Origin of the sequence: Consotaella aegiceratis, from assembly GCF_036541425.1 — a bacterium.
GTDB classification, from domain to species: domain Bacteria; phylum Pseudomonadota; class Alphaproteobacteria; order Rhizobiales; family Rhizobiaceae; genus Consotaella; species Consotaella aegiceratis.
Genome location: NZ_JAZHFT010000006.1, coordinates 151,145 through 156,835, shown reverse-complemented (window position 1 = coordinate 156,835; position 5,691 = coordinate 151,145). Strand labels below are relative to the sequence as shown.

The 5,691-nt window shown below is 61.6% G+C and carries 5 protein-coding genes and 2 pseudogenes; 2 read left to right on the top strand and 5 right to left on the bottom strand.

Annotation, left to right across the window (positions count from 1 at the left end; translation table 11 throughout):
• The 4 genes from SMD10_RS06810 to bglB all read right to left on the bottom strand — a co-directional run.
• Nucleotides 1–782 (bottom strand): TRAP transporter large permease subunit (locus SMD10_RS06810; protein ID WP_331684911.1); only part of this gene is annotated, 782 nt, incomplete at its 3' end.
• Nucleotides 783–784: 2 nt separating this feature from the next.
• Entirely contained in the window at nt 785–1,297 is a 513-nt protein-coding gene (locus SMD10_RS06805) for a TRAP transporter small permease (RefSeq protein ID WP_331684910.1), read from the bottom strand.
• A gap of 13 nt (nt 1,298–1,310) precedes the next feature.
• Nucleotides 1,311–2,294: a TRAP transporter substrate-binding protein gene (locus tag SMD10_RS06800; protein WP_331684909.1), complete on the bottom strand. Its 984-nt coding sequence runs from the start codon at nt 2,292–2,294 to the stop codon at nt 1,311–1,313.
• 62 nt (nt 2,295–2,356) lie between these two features.
• A complete protein-coding gene (gene bglB / locus SMD10_RS06795; protein WP_331684908.1) occupies nt 2,357–3,484 on the bottom strand; it encodes a beta-galactosidase BglB in 1,128 nt (375 codons plus the stop codon).
• A gap of 261 nt (nt 3,485–3,745) precedes the next feature.
• Between bglB and SMD10_RS06790 the strand changes: the two are divergent.
• A pseudogene (locus tag SMD10_RS06790) lies at nt 3,746–3,946 on the top strand (transposase); the annotation flags it as partial.
• Between the two features lie 18 nt (nt 3,947–3,964).
• Here SMD10_RS06790 and SMD10_RS06785 read toward each other — a convergent pair.
• Nucleotides 3,965–4,906: pseudogene (locus tag SMD10_RS06785) on the bottom strand (tyrosine-type recombinase/integrase); the annotation flags it as partial.
• An 81-nt stretch (nt 4,907–4,987) separates the two neighbouring features.
• Here SMD10_RS06785 and SMD10_RS06780 point away from each other — a divergent pair.
• Nucleotides 4,988–5,691 (top strand): IS5 family transposase gene (locus SMD10_RS06780; RefSeq protein ID WP_331684907.1). Its coding sequence is split into 2 segments (ribosomal slippage), with 705 coding nucleotides annotated over them: nt 4,988–5,321 and nt 5,321–5,691; the frame shifts between segments, so codons are not numbered across the junction. This gene is flagged as partial in the annotation.

Below are 5,691 nucleotides of genomic sequence, written 5' to 3'. Positions count from 1 at the left end.
ACCACGAAGGCGAGCAGCATGGTGTAGACCACGGCGATCGCCGAGGCCTCGATGGCGGTGAAGATGCCCATCACGATGCCGCCAATGATCAACACGATCAGGAACAGGCTGGGCAGCGCTTCGAGCGTGATCCTGATCGCCGCCTGGAAGTTCACCGATTCCGATACCGCGTAGCCGCGGCGCTTGGCGACGACGAACGTGACCGCCATCAGCGCCAGGCCCCAGAGCGAGCCGGCCACGGCACCGCCGAGGAACAACGCGCCGATCGAGGTGCCGCCGGAGACCAGCGCATAGATGATGAAGGCGGTCGTCGGCGGGATCAGCATGCCGGTCGGAGCCGAGGCGATGTTGGCGGCGGCCGCGAAGTTGCGGTCGTAGCCCTCGTTCGCCTGCAGCGGGATCATCACCCCGCCGATGGAAGTCGACGCCGCAATGGCGGAGCCCGAAATGCAGCCGAACAGCATGTTGCCGGCGATGTTGGTCTGGGTCAGCGAGCCCGGGATGCGGCCGGCGATCAGCTTGGCGAAATTCACCAGCCGAATGGCGATGCCGCCGGAGTTCATGATGACGCCGGACAGGATGAAGAACGGCACGGCGAGCAGCGAGAAGCTGTCGAGGCTCGACGACATCTTCTGCGCCGAGGTGAACAGCGCCATGTCGAACGGAGCGATCAGCAGGACCGCCGACATGGCCGCCGCCACGATGCTGAGCGCCAAGGGAATCCCCAGTGCCGCGAGCACCAGGAAGACCGAGATCAGGATAAGTCCGGATTGTGTGGCCATGGCTAGCCGTCCAGTGCCGAGCTTGGCTGAAGAGACGTCTCGGGAGCGCTCGTTTCGAACAAGGCATCCCCGATGTTGAGAAAGGCATAGAGCGCCATGAGGACTCCGCTGGTCGGCAACGCGGCGTAGACAGCGCCCATCGGCAGCTGCAGCACCGGCGTCACCTGGTGAGCGGCGATCGAGATCGCATGCATGCCGCCGACGATCAGCACCGCCATCGCAAAGACAAGGAAGAAGAGCTGGATCACGATGTGAAGGATTGTCTGCGCGCCCTTGCCCAGCATCTCCTTCACGAGATCGACGGACATGTGCTTGTTCTTGCCGGTGACGTAGGCCGCGCCAACCAACGACAGCCAGATCACCCCGAAGCGCAGCAATTCCTCGGTGAAGACGCTGGGGTCGTTCAACGCATATCGGCTGAACACCTGCCAGGTGATCAGAACGATCATAACGGACAGCAGTACACACAGAAGCACTGCCGTCACGCGATCCAATACGAGTCGCAGAGCCCTCATGGCGGCGTATCCCTTATTCGCCGGCCTTGGCCTGGATTTTCTGATAGATCTCGTATTGCTCCGGCTTGGCCTTCAGTTCTTCGTACATCGGCTGAACCGCTTCTCGGAATTCAGCCACGTCCGGATAAAAGAACTGCACCCCGAACTCGTCCTCGGCCTTCGTCTTCTCGACCTGGACGGCCGCCGCCCAGAGCTCTCTCTGGTACTCGGTCGACTCCTTGGCCGCCTCGTAGACCGCCTGCTTCTGCTCGTCCGACAGCTTGTCGAGCGCCGCCGTGCCAATCAACATGATGTCGGGAATGCGAGTGTGCATGTCGTAGCTGTAGGTCTTCGTAATTTCTCCGAAGCGATCGACGGTCAGGGCAAATTCGTTACTTTCGGCGCCATCGATGATGCCTTGCTGCAAGGAAGTATAGACTTCCTCCGCGCTCATCGCGACCGGCGAACCGCCCAGGACGTCCATCATCTTGATCGACGTCGGGCTTTGCATGACGCGGATCTTGAGCCCCGCCAGGTCGCCAACGTGCATGATCGGCTTGTTGACGGTGAAGAAGCTGCGCTGGCCCGAACCGTAATAGGTCAGACCGACCATGCCATTGGCCTTGGTCGACTCGTAGACCGATCCCATGATGTCCGGATCGTCCAAGACCTGGTAGAACTGGTCCTCGCTGGAAAACAGATACGGCATCGAGAACACGCCGTAGACCGGCGAGAAGCTCTCCATCAGGCCTCCGGAGACCTTGGTCATGTCGAGCAGGCCGCTCTGGACCATCTCGACCAGCTCGCGCTCGCCGCCGAGCTGGCTGTCCGGGAAGTAGGTGACGGTCACTTCGCCGTTGGTCTTTTCCTGAAGAAGCTCGCCGAACTTGGTCATCGCCTCCTTGGTCGGCGTCGCGTTGGTTGCATAGGCAAAACGCAGGTTGACGCTCGCGGCGTCAGCCGATCCCGCGACCGCGACCAGGGCCGTGGTCGCGAGAAAGAATGCTAGGTTTTTCATGAATTCCACCCTTTACTTCCCAAACAAGACTTGAGATCGGCCGTCTCCGATCCTCAGTTGTGCTAAATATACGTATGGAGATACTCCGACAGGCACAGGATCGCCATCGCCTGGCCGTATGGCATCGAGGTCAGCTTGATGTTCCGGTAGAAATCGAGATCCGATCCCATCGGCGTGCCGAACGACACCTGCTGCAGTTCGCCGTCGTCGCCGATGTTGGCGACGATGCCTTGCACCGCCTTTTCGGCCACCGCCCGATACTGGTCGCCGATGTAGCGCTTGCGCGCCGCCTTGAGCAAACCATAGGCAAAGCCGGCCGTCGCCGAGGCCTCGACATAGCTGCCGGTGTCGTCGACGAGGGTATGCCAGAGGCCCGTTTCCGGGTCCTGGTATTTCGCCAAGGCCGCGGCCTGACGCTCGAGCGTCGAGATCAGGTGCTTGCGGATCGCATCGCCCGGCTTCAAATCGATCATCTCGATGAATTCCGGGATGGCGATGGTGATCCAGCTGTTGCCGCGGGCCCAGAGCGCGTTGGCGAAGTTGTGGTCGCCGTCGAACGTCCAGCCGTGGAACCACAGCCCGCTCGACCGGTCGGCAAGATACTGGGTGTGCAGCAGGAACTGGTACTTGGCCTCTTCGACATACTCCGGCCGGCCGAGCAGCTTGCCGATCCGGGCCAACGGCAGCACGCTCATCATCAGCGTGTCGTCCCACACCTGCTGGTCGTTGAGCCTTTCCGAAACGACGTGCTGAAAGCCGCCTTCGCGCGTGCGCGGCAGGTCGTACATCACCCACTCGGCCCACGCTTCTAAATAGGGCATCCAGGTGTGGTTCGCGGTGTGCTCGTAGAGGCACGCGAGCGTGAGGAAGGGCGCCATCGTGTTGATGTTCTTGCTGGGCGTACCCTCGGCAAAACGTGCGGAGAACCAGTTCTCGATAATCGTCCGCACCTTGGGAGCGCCCGTCAGTTCGTAGTGCTTGAACAAGCCATAGAGGCCAACGCCGTGGGTCCATTCCCAGCCGCCCCAGCCCTTGGCATCAATCACGCGACCATCGTCCAGGTGAATCAGGAATTCGCCGGTCTCGTCCTTGATGTTGATGAGGTTGTTCGCCAGCCGGTCGATCAGCTCGATGACACCGTCGCGCGAAACGAAGCGCTTCTTCTCCTGGAGGAGAGGATGCAAGCTCATTAATACTCCTTTGGATTTGATCTTCGTCATTCGAATGAATGCCGAAGATGGCTCCCGCTACTGGTCAAACCTACACCAGATCAGTCTTCCATTTTTTTTGGGATATCATCCCAAAAAAAATGGAGCAAGTTCCAATTTGCCGCATCTGAGTCACCGGTAATCGCGATCTGGATGGATTAGCCTGCGTCTAGCAGGTGTTGAGGAAGTCGCTCGCGCTGGCGGTCTTGGCGTGATTCAATCCGCCGTGGAAGCGAGGGGCGGATGCGCAGGACGGACAAGCGGACGGGAGAGTTGTTCTCCTATGTGGATCTGGGGACGCGGATTCGCCCGGATCACCCGCTGCGGCTGATCCGGGAGTTCGCCAACGTGGCGCTGGATGCGCTGTCGGGCGACTTCGCAGTGCTTTATTCCGGGATGGGACTGCCCTCGATCGCGCCGGAGATGCTTCTGCGGGCAATGCTGCCCCGGCACCAACAGATCCATCGACGGCGGATAGAGCGTCGGAACATACTTCTGACCTGCCACCCAGGCGTCCACCAGATTGGCCCATTCCTGCAGCATGTGCCGACGCTGATGCCCGTACTCGGCCTTGTTGTAGACGCCCCGCGATGAACGCCCGTCCTCGTGGGCCAAGCACTTCTCGATCCAATCGCTGTTGAAGCCGAGTTCGTTCAGGAGGGTGGATCCGGTGCGGCGCAGATCGTGGACCGTGAACGGCTCCAGCGGCAGTCCCTCCTTCTTCGCCCGGGCCACAACAGCCGTGGTGACGCGATTGAAGGTCGCGCGGGACATGGGCGCGTCGGCGGCATAGCGGGACGGCAGCAGGTAGCGCGAGTTGCCAGCGCAGGTCTTCAAGGCGATCAGGATGTCGAGCGACTGTTGCGACAGATAGACATTGTGCGCCTTCGACCGCTTCATGCGTTCCTTCGGGATGGTCCACACGGCGTTCTCGAAATCGACCTCGTCCCAGACGGCATCCGTCAGTTCGCTCTTGCGCACCATGGTGAGCAGGATCAGCCGCAGGCCGAGGCGGATGGTCGGCAGGGTCGGCACGTGCTCGACCTGCTGCAGCATGATCTTGATTTCGGCCGACGACAGCGCCCGATCCTTCGGTTGGAACGTCGCGATCGAGGCCGGCCCTACCTCGTCAGCCGGGTTCGGCACTTTCTCGCCGTGCAGGATCGCGAAGGCGAAGATCTGTTTCACGATATCCCGAACGTGGACGGCGGTCGCCGGCGCGCCGCGCTCCTTCACCTTGGTGCAGAGCTGCCGCAGATCGTCCGGCGTCACCTCGGTCAGAAGGCGGTTCTTCCATGCCGGAAGAATGTCCCGGTCGAGGATTGCCTTGCGCATCGAGCGGGTGCTTTCCGCCATGCGCGCTTCCTTCATCCATAAGGCGCCGGCCGCGCCGAAGCTACGCGCCATTGCCTTGCGCAGCTAGGCACAGGACCTATTAATTTGCTTTGATATCTGATTGAGTTCGGCTTTCGAACGGAGGTTACGATGGCCGGACTGTTTCTGTTGAGCGAGCGTCAGATGGGGCGGATATCGCCGTTCTTTCCGCTGTCGCATGGGGTTCCACGGGTCGATGACCGGCGGGTGGTGAGCGACATCGTCTACGTGATCCGCAACGGGCTGCAATGGAAGGATGCGCCGGCCGGCTACGGCCCGCCGAAGACCCTCTACAACCGCTTTATTCGCTGGAGCCGCATGGGCGTCTTCGACCGCATCTTCGCCGGGCTCGCCGGTCAGGGGCCGAAGCCTGAGCGCATCATGATCGACGCGACGCACCTGAAGGCCCACCGCACGGCGGCGAGCCTGCTCAAAAAGGGGATGTTCCCCGTCGTGTCGGGCGAACCAAGGGCGGCCTGACTACCAAGCTCCACACCGTTTGCGACGGCGACGGGCGGCCGATCATCATGCTCCTGTCCGAAGCTCAGATGAGCGACCACAGGGGCGCACGCCTCGTGCTTGAGGTCCTGCCGCCCGCCGCCCACCTGATCGCCGACCGAGGTTACGACAGCACCTGGTTCCGCTCCGAACTCGAAGCGCGCGGCATCAAGCCCTGCATCCCATCAAGCCGAAGCCGCAAGGTTCCGTTCACCTACGATGCGGCTCTCTACCGCCAGCGCCACAAAGTCGAGACCCTGTTCGCAAAGCTCAAGGACTGGCGACGCCTCGCCACCCGATACGACCGATGCGCTCAC

Bases quoted from the DNA above. Each gene is read 5' to 3' on its own strand.
- bglB (WP_331684908.1), bottom strand. From the start codon at position 3,484: ATGAGCTTGCATCCTCTCCTCCAGGAGAAGAAGCGCTTCGTTTCGCGC.
- SMD10_RS06805 (WP_331684910.1), bottom strand. From the start codon at position 1,297: ATGAGGGCTCTGCGACTCGTATTGGATCGCGTGACGGCAGTGCTTCTG.
- SMD10_RS06800 (WP_331684909.1), bottom strand. From the start codon at position 2,294: ATGAAAAACCTAGCATTCTTTCTCGCGACCACGGCCCTGGTCGCGGTC.